9 protein-coding genes are annotated in these 14,512 nt (G+C 51.3%); 3 read left to right on the top strand and 6 right to left on the bottom strand.

Features of this window, described 5'->3' with window-relative positions; all coding sequences use genetic code 11:
* The first annotated feature begins 158 nt into the window (after positions 1-158).
* The 3 genes from AC1VOR_RS15015 (at position 159) to AC1VOR_RS15025 (ending at position 5,714) form a co-directional block, all read left to right on the top strand.
* Positions 159-1,523, top strand: a complete 1,365-nt coding sequence (locus AC1VOR_RS15015) for an efflux RND transporter periplasmic adaptor subunit (protein WP_482618810.1) — start codon at positions 159-161, stop codon at positions 1,521-1,523.
* The gene (locus AC1VOR_RS15020; protein ID WP_482618811.1) at positions 1,520-4,723 is read left to right on the top strand and encodes an efflux RND transporter permease subunit; all 3,204 of its coding nucleotides are present in this window, start codon (positions 1,520-1,522) and stop codon (positions 4,721-4,723) included. The genes AC1VOR_RS15015 and AC1VOR_RS15020 overlap by 4 nt, the downstream gene beginning before the upstream one ends.
* Before the next feature lie 82 nt (positions 4,724-4,805).
* Positions 4,806-5,714: a TetR/AcrR family transcriptional regulator gene (locus AC1VOR_RS15025; RefSeq protein ID WP_482618813.1), complete on the top strand. Its 909-nt coding sequence runs from the start codon at positions 4,806-4,808 to the stop codon at positions 5,712-5,714.
* Between the two features lie 499 nt (positions 5,715-6,213).
* Here the strand turns inward: AC1VOR_RS15025 and mmsB are convergent, their stop codons facing one another.
* The 6 genes from mmsB to AC1VOR_RS15055 form a co-directional block, all read right to left on the bottom strand.
* Entirely contained in the window at positions 6,214-7,377 is a 1,164-nt protein-coding gene (mmsB, locus tag AC1VOR_RS15030; protein WP_482618815.1) for a multiple monosaccharide ABC transporter permease, read from the bottom strand.
* On the bottom strand, positions 7,352-8,911 hold the full coding sequence (gene mmsA, locus AC1VOR_RS15035) for a multiple monosaccharide ABC transporter ATP-binding protein (protein ID WP_482618816.1): 1,560 nt from the start codon (positions 8,909-8,911) through the stop codon (positions 7,352-7,354). Before mmsA ends, mmsB begins: the two co-directional genes overlap by 26 nt.
* A 91-nt stretch (positions 8,912-9,002) precedes the next feature.
* On the bottom strand, positions 9,003-10,082 hold the full coding sequence (gene chvE / locus AC1VOR_RS15040; RefSeq protein WP_482618818.1) for a multiple monosaccharide ABC transporter substrate-binding protein: 1,080 nt from the start codon (positions 10,080-10,082) through the stop codon (positions 9,003-9,005).
* Positions 10,083-10,309: 227 nt separating this feature from the next.
* Positions 10,310-11,539 carry a response regulator gene (locus tag AC1VOR_RS15045; RefSeq protein ID WP_482618820.1) on the bottom strand — a complete coding sequence of 410 codons (1,230 nt, stop codon included), beginning with the start codon at positions 11,537-11,539 and terminating at the stop codon, positions 10,310-10,312.
* Positions 11,536-13,518: a cache domain-containing sensor histidine kinase gene (locus AC1VOR_RS15050; RefSeq protein ID WP_482618822.1), complete on the bottom strand. Its 1,983-nt coding sequence runs from the start codon at positions 13,516-13,518 to the stop codon at positions 11,536-11,538. The genes AC1VOR_RS15045 and AC1VOR_RS15050 overlap by 4 nt, the downstream gene beginning before the upstream one ends.
* On the bottom strand, positions 13,508-14,509 hold the full coding sequence (locus AC1VOR_RS15055) for a substrate-binding domain-containing protein (protein WP_482618824.1): 1,002 nt from the start codon (positions 14,507-14,509) through the stop codon (positions 13,508-13,510). The genes AC1VOR_RS15050 and AC1VOR_RS15055 overlap by 11 nt, the downstream gene beginning before the upstream one ends.
* Between the last annotated feature and the right edge of the window lie 3 nt (positions 14,510-14,512).

Raw genomic sequence — 14,512 nt, forward strand, 5'->3', positions numbered from 1 at the left:
TTCCTCCCTTATCTCCATGTTCTCTCAGGTCAACATGCTAACACAGAGTTGCAAGTGAAATCAATCAGAAGTACCTGCGCTTGACAACCGCATTGCGGCTGGGTTACTTTGGAGTTAAAAAAAATACCGATGAGTATTATGGGAGGAGAATTATCCTGATGAAGGGACGGTTTTTATGGCTGAGCATGACAGCGTTACTGACGTTGTCTTTAGCCGCATGTTCTTCGGGAAATGCTGGGGAGAACGCTGCATCGGAGAACGAGGCAGCAATAGTTGAGGTACTGACCTTAAAGAGCGAGCCCATGGAGGCAGAATATACATTGTCAGGCACACTTCAGCCTACCAATTCGGCTACAGTTACGTTTCAGGCTGCAGGTGAAGTGAAACAAAGCTTGGTCGAGGTTGGCGACCAGGTGAAGGCCGGGGACGTCTTGGCTATCTTGGATAGTGAGCCCAGTCGCCTGCAATTGGAACAGGCCCAGAGCGGGGTTGCGCAGGCTCAGGGCCAATTAAGTGCGGCCAAGGCCGGGCTGGCCTCTGCGGAAGCACAGGTTCGCAGTGCTCAATCTAATGTGGATGCGGTAGAAAAGGGAGCCTCTGAACAACAGCGGGCTCTTGTAGAGAATCAAGTGAAGCAAGCGGAAGATGCTTATACCAAGGTGAAGGCCGATGCCGAGCGGTTCCAGAAATTATACGCCGAAGGCCTGATTTCTATGGATGATTATGAAAAAACACAAATTCAGCTTAAAAATACAGAAAATGCGGTGGATAGCGCCAAGAAACAACTGGAGGAAGTCACTAATGGGGCTACCGCAGAGCAGCGTGAAGGTGCCAAGTCCATGCTGGATCAGGCCAAGGCCGGCAAGGCGGCGGCGCAGGCTACCGCCGCGCAGGCCGAGGCAGGGTACAAGTATGCTGAGCTGACTCGTGAGCAAGCGGAACTGGGCTTGTCCAAGACGAAGCTTACGGCAACTGTCTCCGGTACAGTGCTGGAGAAGATGGTGGTCGTAGGTCAAGCAACCGGGGCAGGCTCTCCTGCGTTCACCATCGGAGAGACCGATGTGTTGAAAGTGTATCTTTCTGTTCCTGACCGGGAGATCTCTTCCTGGAAGGCAGGACAACAAGTAGACTTGGCCCTGGGAGATGAGACGCGGACGGGAACCGTTGATCTGGTTCATCCACGGACCAATGCCGGGACAGGGTCTATCTCTGTTGAGGTTAGCGTGCCTAATCCGAACAAGGACTGGTTGGCTGGACAGGTGGTGAAGGCTGGACTTCAGGTATCAGGGGAGCAGGCCATTCTTGTACCTGCCGAGGCTGTCATCAGCAACGGTCAGGAGCCTTACGTCTTCCGTGTAATTGACGGCAAATCTGTGAAGACTCCTGTTGAATTGGGTGCAGAAATCCGCAACAACCGCTTCCGTATTGTATCTGGCTTACAGGCAGGAGATACCATCGTAAGTGTGGGGGCAGAAGGGCTGTTTGACGGCTACGCCGTAACGACGGCGGAGGCCGGTCAATGATTAACTTCTTAGTTAAGAAACGCAAAATAACGCTGTTATTCTTTATTATGCTCATCATGGTCGGGGTGTACAGCTTCACCGGGCTGGCCCGTCAGGATATGCCCGATGCTATCGTCAAGACGGCGCTGGTAACGACGGTATATCCGGGCGCTACGCCGGAGAAGGTAGAACAATCTGTCACGAAGGTGATGGAACAGGCCATTAAGAAAGTAGATAGTGTAGATAAAATCCTGTCTACTTCAGGCAGTGGATATTCCATGATTACCGTCATGGCTTATCCTGATGCGGATGCCGAGAAGGCCTGGAACGAGTTGCGCAAGAATGTTCAGGATGCTTCGGCTAATCTACCTGAAGGCGTGATGCAACCGACCGTTAACGATAACCTGAGTTCAGCGTTTGTTGGTTCCTATATCATTTATGCTGAATCTCGGGAAGAACTGTACGCGCTGAACGATACGATGATTGGCTGGCGTGACCAGCTCCAGACCGTTCAAGGCGTGGCCGGGGTAGAAATCCAGGGGATTCCCGAGCAGCAAGTCGCGATCGAGATCGACACGCAGAAGCTCCAGCAATACCAGATTCCGTGGGAACTGGTCGTCCAGTCCGTACAGAATATGAGCATTCGCGTACCCCTAGGCGATTTAAATGTCGATAATCGTAATTATCAATTGCAGGTTCAAAGCCTGGAAGACGTAGAACTGCTGAACGATGCCTTAATTATGACGATGCCAACGGGTTCCTCCGTATATCTTAAGGATATCGCTGAAGTGAAGCTGACACCGGGGACTCCCGATTATTTGCCATATTATAACGGTAAGCCGGCGTTGCTGATCAATGTGAACGCACAGACCGGCTCGGACGTGCCATCGATGGATAAGGCCATCTCCAACAAGTTGGCGGAGTTATCTCCACACTTGCCGAAGAACGTTAAGTTTGTGACGGCCTTTGCTCAGCTTGAAGTGGTCGATAAGATGTTTGCCGACCTTACCAAGGAAATGCTCATAGCGATTGCTGCAGTTATTATCGTCTGTATGCTGGGACTCAACCTGTTAACGGCAGCTTTTGTGGCCTTAGCCATTCCGATTTCCATTGCACTGGGACTCATTCTTCTGCCAGTAACAGGCATTACCTTGAACGAAATTACCATCGTAGGCCTGATCATTGTACTGGGTATTCTAGTCGATGACGCGGTGGTCGTTAACGATAATATTGAGCGACGGCTTAGCGACTTGGGAGAAGACCCTTCCGTAGCTTCTGTGAAGGGAGCTCGGGAGGTATCCATCTCTATCCTGACGGCGACGTTGTCTACGATCTTTGCCTTTATGCCATTGCTGTTCCTGACTGGAGACGTCGGCTCGTTCATTAAGCCGATTCCGATTGTCATTTCCAGCACCATGCTGGCTTCTATGGTGATGTCGCTGACCATTATTCCAATCTTCCGGGAATGGCATGAGAAGCGTAGACAAAGCCGGGGTAAGGAGAACAAGGAGAACAAATCGCCAGGTTTGCTGGGCAAGCAGATTCAGACAGCAACGAAATGGTACTCCGGGACCATTATTCCCAAGGTGCTTAAGCGCCCAATGCTTACGGCTATGACCGGACTGATGATTGGTACCTTGTCCTTCGGGTTTGCTTTGTTCACCCCGATTGACTTGTTCCCGCAAGCAGAGGAGCATCACGTTAATATTAATGTGGAGCTTCCGGTGGGAACCTCCTTCGAGGCTACCGATCAGACAGTAGCAAGCATTGCGGAATGGGTAACAAAGCAGGAACAAGCGGAGATGGTCAGCTACGGTATTGGTGGCAAGGCGCCGCAGATATTCTCGGACATTACGAACTTTGTCAGTGCCTCGCCGACGGTAGGGCAGATTGCAGTCATTGGCACGAAAGACAAGCAAGACTGGAACGAGACGGTGGCGACTTGGCAGAAGGAGCTGGATAAGCGATATCCAGGGGCCAAGATTACAACCAATATCCCACGGCTGGGTATTCCTGTAGGTGCGGCAGTATCCGTCCGTATCTCGGGTGAGGATCTGGATCAGCTCCAAAGCCTGTCGCAACAGGTGAAGGAGAAGATTGCTCAAGTTGAGGGTACAAGCGGAATCAAGGACAACTTTGGTAACCAAAGCTATACGCTGGATTTCGCCATCAATGATGATGCCATGAATCAATATCAGGTGGACTATAAGACATTGACTCAGACGCTGCGGCTCATGGGTGATGGATTAACCATCGGTGACTTTGATACGGGTAAGGAAATCATTGATGTGAACTTATATATGAAGAACAAGGATAGCAATCCGACGGAGCTATTCCAGCAGATTAATATCACCAACGGGCAAGGCGCTCAGGTGCCATTATCTCAATTGGCTGAGCTGAAGCCGTCGTTCTCCATCCAGAAGGTGCAGCATTACAATCTGGTGCGTACGGTTACCGTAGAGGCGGATGCAGCAGGCGGCAAAACGGCTACCGAGCTGAATGAACAAGTTAGCGCTTTGCTGGGCGATATGCATTTTCCGGAAGGATATAGCTGGACCCTGGGCGGGGAAACCTCGGATCAGGCAAAAATATTCTCCGATTTGGGTAGCTTGTTCGTCATCGTTATCTTCTTGATTCTACTGCTGATTACAGTGCAGTTCTACTCTCTGTCCACACCACTCATCATTATGACGACGGTGTATCTGGCAGCAGCAGGCGGAGTGATCGGGATCTTCATTTCCGGCTCCTCCATCGGCTTCATGAGTATTATGGGGATTATTTCTCTGGCCGGGATTGTCGTGCGGAACGGGATTGTATTGATTGAATTTATTGAGGATGCGCGTCGCGAAGGCGTAGGCCTACAGGAAGCGATTATCGGTGCAACTTCGGCCCGTTTCCGGCCGATCCTACTGACGTCCCTTACCGCGATGTTCGGTATGCTGCCGCTGGCAACCACGGGGAGCATCCTGTTCCGGCCTATGGCGTATACCATCATCTTTGGTCTGATGTTCTCTACCATCCTGACGTTGATTGTCGTACCTTCTCTGTATATGGTGATGGCTATGTATAAAGAAAGACGTCAGGAACGTAAGCTGGATCAAGGTGCAGGACTCAAGAAGCCGAAGAAAGAGAAGAAATTGAAGGAGCCGAAGAAACCGAAGAAGCCGAAGAAGCCTACACCAAGTCTTCCGGAAGGCCCTGACAGTCCGCTTCCCATGTAGGAGAGCATAAGGTCCGGTCCTTCTCAGGAAGGGCCGGTCAAGCTGTTTACTGAGAATTTGTAACGGAAAGGGATCCTAGGATGTGAGTAAAAAAAGAGTCATTATGGAGGCGGCGCTTTGTCTCTTTGAAGAGAAGGGCTTTGCTCTGACCACCATTGAGGAGATTGCCAAGGCAAGCGGTATGACCAAGCCTTCCTTTTATAAGTATTTTCCCGGCAAGGAAGATTTGTTGGTGGAGGTATTTCAACTATTTAGCGATGAGTTGGAAGAGGAAGTCTATCGGCTTTATCGTAATTCCGAATTAACGAAGAATGAGCGAATCACCGAATTGCTTATGATTTATCTGGAGAACATTTTCAAGCATCGGGCCTATTTGAACTTCTTTACGGAGCTTTCGCAGCCTTTCTATGAGAATGAACGTATTCAGAATGCGGCAATGACGCTGGAACGAAAGATATTTACCTGGTTACAGGACAGTATCGTCGACTTATACAAGGAGCAGATTGATAGCTTTGCTGTAGACGTCACCTTTATCGCAACCAGTGTTTTGATGGATTATACCCGTGTAGTCGGGCCTAACCTGTCCCATGATCATTGCCGGAGGATTGCTATATACATTGAATATCTAATTGGGGTATTGGTGGAAGGGCTTAAGGAGAACAAGCCAAACATGCCGTTGCTCTTCGATACACCTTCGTGGATATTGAATTATTGGCCGGAAGAGGTTACGCCAATTCTCAGATCGCGGCAATTACAGCAACTGTTTCACCGGATGGAGACCGTGGTGAAGCAACAAGCTTCTTTGAGTGAAATAGAGATGAAGGACTATCTTCAAGCCATCACGGAGATCAAAAAAGAGTCCAGGGATTCCCTGACCTTAAGCGTAATCACCAAGTCATTGTTGTATTACCTGGAGCGTTTGGAGCCGCTGCGTGAAGACTGCGCCCAATTAAGACTTATCATTGAGCCGGAGGAAGGCAGCGTAAGTTGATGGGCTGGCCGAAATATTAAGCAACGTCTGTATTAGCTAGCAGGTTGTTATAAGGACGGCGATTGTTCTCTAAGGAGGATAGTCGCCGTTTTTGTATGTATAGGATACAGGTACTGTTCATTGCATTTGTAAGCCACGAATGTGGACGGTCAGGAATCTGATGTTAAATACAATCCAACAACCCATTTAACAGGAAATCCTCCAGCTAAATCTTACTTTTTTCGCCCTTATTAACAATTAGCTGGAAATTCTCCATATAATATCGCCCTCAACGTCAGAAATGGACCCAAAACCCGGATTTATAGGGAGCTTTTCCAGTTAAATTTCAAAAATCAGCCGATATGCGCAAATTAGCGGGAGGATTTCCCACTAGGGTGCGAATTAGGGATACAAACTTTGAATTTGGGACGGAGATTTCCAATTCATATATTAAAAAAACACCAAAACCATAATCCGGTTTCGGTGTTTTTGGCTGAATATTAATGAGGTTATTGCTCCATCAATTTGTCTTCGACTTATTGTAGATGTCGAAGGCTACAGCTAACAGCAGGACGAGGCCTTTAATGCCTTGCTGCCAGTCGACGCCAAGGCCGATGAGGGACATGCCGTTGTTCATCACGCCCATGACCAGGCCACCGATAATGGCGCCGATAACGGTACCGATACCGCCGGAAGCGGAGGCACCGCCGATAAAGCAGGCCGCAATGGCATCAAGCTCGAAGTTGATGCCTGCCTTAGGCGTCGCCGAATTGAGGCGAGCAGCAAAGATCAGGCCGGATAAAGCGGCCAGAGCCCCCATGTTGACGAATACCCAGAACGTCACCCGCTTGGTCTTGACTCCCGATAGGCTGGCGGCCTTCTCATTGCCACCGATGGCATAAATATGCCGGCCCGCCACCATCCGATTCATGACAAAGGAGTAGATGACGATCAGGAAGAAGAGGATGATGAGAATATTCGGCAGCCCGTTATACGTAGCGAGCACGAACGTAAAGATATTGATGACAGCAACTAGCAGGGCAATCTTCGTTACGAACATCCAGATTGGTGCTGTGTCGAAGTTGTATTTGATCTGTGTGCGGCGATCCTTGAACTCTTGCCAGATGTAGAGAAGGGACAGCAAAACGCCAAGGGTTACCGTAAGTAGATGAATTTCGCCGCCACCGAGCCAGTCTGGAATAAAGCCAGAGCTGATGCGTTGGAATGTTTTCGGGAACGGTGCGATCGACTGGCCTCCCAGCACAATCATGGTAAGTCCCCGGAACAGGAGCATACCGGCGAGTGTTACGATAAAGGCCGGAATTTTGATATAAGCGATCCAGAATCCCTGCCAGGCGCCAATTAGCCCACCGGCTACCAAGGATAAAATGACTGCCAGATACACCGGGAGCTCCAAATCCACCATCATGATGGCGGATAGAGCGCCGATGAACGCGGCAATGGAGCCGACGGACAAGTCGATATGTCCGGTTATAATAACCAGCACCATCCCGATGGCAAGCACTAGAATATAGCTGTTCTGCAAGATCAGATTCGTAATATTAAGTGGCTTGAGCAAAATCCCCTCGGTCAAAATTTGAAATAGAATGGTGATAAATACTAGAGCGATGATCATGCCGTACTGGCGAATGTTCTTCTTAAAGAGCTCGCTGACTGCTTGCATCTGTCTCCCCCCTGCCTCGAGTCATGGACTTCATTAATACTTCCTGTGTGGCGTCTTCGCGGCGGACCTCCCCGGTGATCCGGCCTTCACTCATGACGTAAATCCGGTCGCACATCCCGAGAATTTCCGGCAGCTCGGAGGAGATGAACAAAATGCCCTTACCCTCGCTAGCCAATTGATTCACGATGGAGTAAATTTCATACTTGGCTCCAACATCGATCCCGCGAGTCGGCTCGTCGAGAATCAATATCTCCGGCTGCGAATAAATCCATTTACTCAGTACGACCTTCTGCTGATTACCTCCACTCAGGTTAACGGCTTTTTGCAAAATGCTTGGTGTTTTGATGTTAAGCTTGCGGCGGTATTCCTCGGCAATAAGCACTTCCTCCTGTTCATGAATGACACCTCGGCGGGAGAGCTTGCCTAACGAGGCTAGCGAAATATTACGCTTGATATCGTCGATGAGGATCAGGCCGTATTGCTTGCGGTCCTCCGTAACGTAAGCCACACCATGCTCAATCGCCTGGCTGATGTTATCAAATCGAACCTCCTGGCCGTGCAGGAACAGCTTGCCTTGGATATGACGTCCGTAAGAGCGGCCAAAGATACTCATAGCTAGCTCCGTCCGTCCGGCTCCCATGAGCCCGGCAATCCCGACAATTTCACCCTGACGGATGCTCAGGTTAATGTCATCAAGCACCTTGCGTTCTTCTTGCTGGGGATGATAGGCCTCCCAGTCCTGTACTTCAAAAATGACATCGCCGATTTGTGGAACCCGTTCGGGATAGCGATGGGTCAGGTCCCGGCCTACCATGCCTTTAATGATCATGTCTTCCGTGACCTGGTCTACCTTCATGTCCAAGGTTTGGATCGTCTGACCATCCCGTAGAATTGTAATAGAATCAGCTACCCGGCTGATTTCGTTAAGCTTGTGCGAAATGATAATCGACGTAATTCCCTGTTTCTTCAACTCTAAAATAAGAGCCAGCAGGTTCTCGCTATCGTCCTCGTTCAACGCCGCCGTTGGCTCATCCAGAATCAGTAGTCGGACCTGCTTGGACAAAGCCTTGGCAATTTCCACTAGCTGCTGCTTGCCGACCCCAAGTTCCAGTACACGGGTGGTTGGTGATTCGTCCAACCCCACCGTATGCAGCAGCCCTTTCGTCTTCATGGTGGTTTCGTTCCAGTTGATCAGGCCATGCTTGCTCTGTTCGTTGCCCAGGAAGATATTCTCCGCAATCGAGAGGTAAGGAATTAAGGCCAGTTCCTGATGGATAATGACGATTCCAACCTGTTCGCTTTGCTTGATATCCTTGAATTCGCAGGGCTGCCCGTCAAAGTAAATACCACCCTCGTAGGAGCCATGCGGATATACCCCACTGAGCACCTTCATCAGCGTGGATTTACCGGCCCCATTCTCCCCGCACAGGGCGTGAATTTCTCCCTCTGTTACCTTGAGGTTGACGTTGCTGAGCGCTTTAACGCCCGGAAACGTCTTGGTAATGTCCCTCATTTCCAAAATCGTTCCGCTCAAGTGTCGTCACCCGGCCTTTCCTTCATAGTTGTGAAATAGCGGCGGCCCGGATGATCAACCGTCCGCCGCTAGGGCATGCTTGTGATTACTCTTAGAGACCGAGTTCTTCTTTGGAGTAAAACTCACTTTCCACCAGCAGGCTTTCCACATTTTCCTTATCTACCGATTGGGGCTCCAGCAGATAGGACGGAACGATCTTTACACCGTTGTCATAGGTTTCGGTATCATTGACTTCCGCCTCGGAGCCTTCCAAAATGCTTAAAGCCATGGAGACAGCCTTCTTGGCCAACTCCCGCGTATCCTTAAACACCGTTTGCGTTTGTTCTCCGGCAAGGATGGATTTTGTGGAAGCGAGTTCCGCATCCTGTCCAGTCACGATGGGTAGTGCTTTGCTGCCGGAGCCATAACCAACGCCTTTAAGCGAGGAAAGAATGCCGATACTAATGCCATCATAAGGAGAAAGGACAGCGTCTACATTCTCTGACGAGTAATGCGCACTCAATAAATTATCCATCCTTGCTTGGGCTGTAGCACCGTCCCAGCGAAGCGTAGCAACCTGCTCCATCTTGGTCTGTCCGCTCCGAACGACCAGCTTGCCGGAATCTATATACGGCTGTAGAACAGACATGGCGCCGTCGAAGAAGAAATAAGCGTTGTTGTCATCCGGCGACCCGCCAAACAATTCGATATTGAAGGGCCCCTTGCCGTCCTTGAGTCCAAGCTTCTCCTCAATGTAGGAGGCTTGCAGTACGCCTACCTGGAAGTTATCGAAGGTAGCGTAGTAGTCGACATACTCGCTATTCATGATCAGGCGGTCATAGGCAATGACTTGAATGCCTTGGTCATGCGCTTTTTGCAGCACTTCCGTCAATGCGCCGCCGTCGATGGAAGCAATGACGAGAATTTTAACGCCCTTGGTAATCATGTTCTCGATTTGTGATACCTGGTTCTCAATGACATCTTCTCCGTATTGCAAGTCGGTGTCATAGCCCAACGCTTGAAATTCCTTGACCATGTTGTTGCCGTCACCGACCCACCGTTCCGAGGATTTGGTTGGCATGGCGATACCCACCGTTCCTTTTTCGCTTGCACCACTGCCGTTGCCACCGGCGCAAGCCGTCAGGCCTAACATAAGTACCAGTGCCAGTATCATTGCTAATGACTTCTTCAAAACTCATTCCCCCTACTTGTTTTATGAATGCGTTTTCATTAGGGAGTATAGCAAGAGAAGGGGGAGGTCGTATTTACATAGAAACTACTCTTTTTATAAAATTTTTACTTTTCCGAAAAAGTGGAAAGGGACGGTTTTGATGAGGACAGCTTAAGGGGGGAATCGTGTGAAATGATGCCAGGTTGGTGAGAGGAAGAGGCCTATGCAATTGTGCATAGGCCCGTATCTTATTCATCTTCTTCAGACTCACTTTCGAAGGCGCCCTTGCGATATTGCATCGGGGCAATGCCGGTGGCGCGCTTGAATGCGGTGCTGAAATAATGCTGGGTTTCGTATCCCACCTGCTCCGAGATTTGGGCAATGGTAAGCGAGGTGGAGGTGAGCAACCTGCTGGCTCGGCGAAGGCGGATTTGGGTAAGATGGCTGCCGAAGGTGGTGCCAAGCTCCTGCTTGATCATCCGGCTCAAATAAGCGGGGGAGGCCTGCAAACCCTGGGCCATTCCCTCCAGCGTAAGCTGGCTATCGGCAAAATGCTCCAGCATATATTGCTTCGCCCTGCGCACCAGAGGGGAGATGACCACCTCCTTCATCACGGTGGCCTTGCTGGCCCGGTAGATGGACGGAAGCTCCATTACGCTGCGAGTGCCTTCCGCAAGGTGAACCTCCGCGGCGATCTTTAGATGCGTCCGTACCGAAGCCTCAATGCGGTGGAAGTCCTTCTCGGCGTCCAGACCCCAGAGGAGAATCACCAATAACCCGAAGGGATCACGGAACATTACCTTGGGATAGGGGCCAAGCCACTCGGCGGCGATATTCTCTACCGCAAACCAGTAAAGCTGCCGCTCATCGTCCTTCAGGGCGGCGGGAGAGCCGCCGGGCTCGGGCAGGCGAATGACGCCCAGCCAATCGGGACTGGCTTCCGGCAGCTTCAGGAACTGCAACTGCTCCATAATCTCCGCTTCCGTCAAGCTACCTTCCATCCATTCCTGACAGAACCGTTCCCGCAGCAGCGGATAGCTGCGCGAGATATGCCGGGACGTCGTCTGCAAATGCTGCTGCTTTGTCGCTTCTTCCTCCAACTCGCCGCGAACCTGCCGCAACACCTTTTCTAATTGGGCGGGGTTGGCTGGCTTGAGAATATAGTCCTTCACCTGCAACCGGATGGCCTTCTGGGCATAGGTGAACTCATCATGACCGGTAATAATAATGAGCTTGGCTTCCGGCAGCTTCTCGCGAACCTGCTTCATCAGCTCAATGCCGTTCATTATTGGCATATTCAAGTCGACGAGCAGAATATGAACGCTGTGGCGCAGCGCCAATTCAAGAGCCTCCTCGCCATCCTCAGCCTCGGCCACTACCGTCATTCGCAACTGCTCCCAATCGACGCTCTCCCGAATACCTTCACGGATAATCAGCTCATCATCTGCAATCAGCACTTTCCAGCGGAAATCACTCATGTTCCATACCCTCCGATCCAAGCTCGATTCTCCCGAATAATCGGGTGTAGTACGGTAACGGTTGTCCCTTGACCTTCTTCACTTTGGATCGACAAACCGTATTTACTGCCAAAGGTCAAGGCAATGCGGGCCTGGACATTGACCATCCCGTAGCCTTGCTGATTCTCGCCCGCAGGGTCCAGGGTAGACGAGGCTTGCTCTGGCCCATCCGCCTTGACGGTGGCGGCCGCTTGCAGCTTCCTTTGCAGGACAGCGAGCTTGTCCGGGGGAATTCCCTTGCCATCATCCCGAATCGTCATGACCAGCATGCCGTCTTCTTCGGAGGCATCTACGGTAATCAGTCCCGGTCCACGCCGTTCCTTGATTCCATGGTAAATGGCATTCTCCACGATGGGCTGAAGAATCAGCTTGAGCACGTGGACATCCTGAATCTTGGGGTCGATACTCAGTGTGTAATCCAGCTTATTCTGATAGCGCACATGCTGAATTTGCAAGTAGCTACGGATATGCTCTACCTCATCATTTAGCGGGATCATATCGTTCCCTTTGCTAAGTCCGATGCGGAATAGCTTGGAGAGCGCTTCAGCCATCTCTGCGATATCCTCAGCTCCCCGGCGGCGAGCCATCCAGTGAATGGTGTCGAGGGTATTATACAGAAAATGCGGCTTGATATGAGCTTGAAGACTACGCAGCTCCGCCTCCCGTTTTTGCCGCTCCTGTAGCTCCGTCAAGGAGAGCAGCCGATGAATTTGTAGCAGCATGGCATTGAACTGGCGCCCCAGCAAGCCGACTTCATCTGTGCGATCGCTCCAATGGCGAATGGTAAGGTCGCCGGACTGGGCCTTCTGCATGAAGGAGGCCAATTGCCCAATCGGTCTTGAGATGGAGTGAGCCAGGTAGAAGGAGGCGGTCATCCCCAGCAGGCAAACGATAAAGACGAAGCTGACGACATAGAAGCGGATTTCTCGCATCTCGGCCGCCGATTCCGCCATAGGAAAGATACCGACGGTGGTCCAGTCGGGGAACGTGGCATGCCGGTAGACGAATTGGAAGTCCCGGCCGCCGATTCGCTCCGAGTAGGTTCCCGAACCGGAAGGATCAAGATGCTCCAGTGGAATCCGCTCAATATAAGGATCGGGTGGGGCATAGATTAACTCGCCTTCACCGTCAATCACGGTCAAGTATCCCGTCTTGCCCAGCCGTACATCCTGGGCGGTCTCCGCAATGACACGAAGCTTGAGGTCAATAAGGATGACGCCCTTGACTTGCTGGGTATCTGGATCGAGGATGGCCCGAACAGCGGACACCACCTCGCTATCCTGATAATTGACGTGCGTCGTAACGTTACGATTATGGGGATGGCCGATGATTTTGAAAATCCCCTTATTCCGTATAGCCTCGGCATACCAGCTTTCCCGGGTCAAGCTCTCATCCGTGCGGGCATACATTTCGTTGCTGATATACTGACCCTGACTGTTCATGATCAGAATGCCAGCCACCTCGGAATGCAGCGTCGTGAAGCCTTGCAGAAACTTGCGAATTTCATAGTATTCGTTGCCAGCCTCCAGTAACTGCTCGGGGGTATCCGTATCACTGAAAGACAGGGGGGAAGGCAAGCTTGCCGTGATATTCGCCCGCTCCTCTGCTGTTGTCGTCAGCACATTCTCGTCAGCGAGGCCCCGCTTGCCTTCCAGAAAGCGCCGTACTTCAGGATTGAATGAAATAAAATAGGTCATGTTCTGCAAATTCTCCACATACGTCTCCAGGGAATGGTTGACCTTGCTGATCAGTTGCAGGGTGGTATCCGTAATTTGTCGCTCGATAATGCGGTCCACCGTCCAGTTCGTCAGCAGGCCCAGCCCGATGGAGGGGAGGATGCTGATGAGCAGGAAGTGCACGATTAACTTATAGCGGATTGGCAAGTTATTTAGCAGAAAGCGGCGGAGCTCCCAGGGACGTTCCGTGCGTCTATTTCGCATAATAATCATTCACATTCTGCCGGGTGACGACGGTAATACCGGTATCCACCTGCTCCGGCACCCGCAAGGAGCCCGGATTGCGGGTATCGTTCATGTTATGGTTCAGCGAAAACAGGAACTGCATGGCCCAATAACCCATATTCCAGGTGCCTTGGGCCATGGTGGCGTTAATGTCTCCGCTCTTGACCAGGTCGAGGGTTCCCTTGTCCGTATCGAAGCTGACAATTCTCGGTCCCGCAACAACGGGCCTGAATTCGCGCACTGCCTCTGCCACGCCAATTCCCCCGTTGGCTTCTGTGGTGAAGATACCGGCCACATCCGGGAAGGACCCCAGAATCTCTTCCGCGGCCTGGCGGGAGAAGAGGGGGTCGCCCTTGCCGTTTTTGATGACGACAATGCTCAAATTGGGAAATTTGGCGGCAATCGTGTCGGCAAAGCCCTGTGTCCGATCCAGATGATTCTGCTGATCAGGCACGGTGATGATGGCGAGCTTCCCCTGTCCACCGGTAAGCTCGGCCATCTTGCCAGCGGCTTCTACTCCCGCTGCATAGTTATTGGTCCCCAGGAAGGAATAAGCCCGGCTTCCGGGGGCATCTGAATCAAAGAGCACCACCGGAATGCCTGCCTCCACGGCCTTGTTAATCGTCGCCGTCAGTTCCTCGGCATGCATGGCGGATATAGCGATGCCAGCGGGCTTCTTGGCAATGACCTGTTCCAGAACGGTCCGCTGTTCATGAACATCGCGCTGGGTAGCGCCGCGATACTCCACCGATACATTGAGCCCTTGAGCCGCGTCCTCAAAGCCCTTCAGACAGCTCTTCCAATAGTCGATGCCCATTTGAAAGGTGACCATGACATATTTCTCGTCCATGCTCCCTCGCAAGCCACCCATGGCCCGTTGATCATTGACTTGGCTTTGTGCGCGGTAATCCAGCACATAGAAGGCAAAGCAAGCAATCAGCAGCAAATAAATAATCCAGACTTTCCGCATATG

The sequence above is a fragment of the Paenibacillus sp. 1SOY10 genome (genome assembly GCF_056836745.1).

Excerpts from the sequence above, each read along its gene's own strand:
- AC1VOR_RS15015 (WP_482618810.1), top strand. The coding sequence starts at position 159 with ATGAAGGGACGGTTTTTATGGCTGAGCATGACAGCGTTACTGACGTTG.
- AC1VOR_RS15020 (WP_482618811.1), top strand. The coding sequence starts at position 1,520 with ATGATTAACTTCTTAGTTAAGAAACGCAAAATAACGCTGTTATTCTTT.
- mmsB (WP_482618815.1), bottom strand. The coding sequence starts at position 7,377 with ATGCAAGCAGTCAGCGAGCTCTTTAAGAAGAACATTCGCCAGTACGGC.
- AC1VOR_RS15045 (WP_482618820.1), bottom strand. The coding sequence starts at position 11,539 with ATGAGTGATTTCCGCTGGAAAGTGCTGATTGCAGATGATGAGCTGATT.
- AC1VOR_RS15050 (WP_482618822.1), bottom strand. The coding sequence starts at position 13,518 with ATGCGAAATAGACGCACGGAACGTCCCTGGGAGCTCCGCCGCTTTCTG.
- AC1VOR_RS15055 (WP_482618824.1), bottom strand. The coding sequence starts at position 14,509 with ATGCGGAAAGTCTGGATTATTTATTTGCTGCTGATTGCTTGCTTTGCC.